Genomic DNA, 566 nt, shown 5'->3' on the forward strand with positions numbered 1-566 from the left:
CCCGGGCGGCGCTGGGGCGCTGGAACTGGGGACGCCCGCCCGGGGCGCCGCCGTCGCCCGGGGGGCGCCCACCGTCGGAGGACGGGGCCGACGGCCGGGACTGCTGGCCCCGCGGCGGGGCCGGGGTGCCGCGCGAGGGCGGGGCCTGTGGCGACGACTGCTGAGGGGCGCGTCCGCGGTCGGACTCGGGCGCCGACCCGCCCGCCGCCTGCCCGGTCGCGTCGGTGGCCCGCACCGCCCACTCCCCGGAGAGCACGCGGCCGAGGGCGGCGGTGACGTGGCTCGCGCGGTTGGGCTGGGAGAGCTGGCGGGCGAGCGGGGCGGTCGGCATCGCGAGCGTGACGGTGGTGCCCTCGACGGCGGCGACCGTGGCGTTCTGCAGGAGCGCGTGGGTCGGCTTGTTGACCTCCCGCACCGCGCTCATCACCTCCGGCCACACCCGCCGCAGCCCGGCCGCGTCCATCGCGCCCGCCGGAGCGGCGGCCGCGGGAGCCGCCGCGGGCTCCTCGGTGGGTGCCGGACGCTGCGCGGCCGGCGCCGGGGCCGACCTCTCGGGCTGCCGGTCG

General features: G+C 82.2%; 1 pseudogene. It reads right to left on the minus strand.

Annotated elements, in window-relative coordinates:
- A pseudogene (locus ACFPBZ_RS29525) lies at nucleotides 1-566 on the minus strand (DNA polymerase III subunit gamma/tau); the annotation flags it as partial.

Source organism: Actinomycetospora atypica, from assembly GCF_042653685.1.
GTDB lineage: Bacteria > Actinomycetota > Actinomycetes > Mycobacteriales > Pseudonocardiaceae > Actinomycetospora > Actinomycetospora atypica.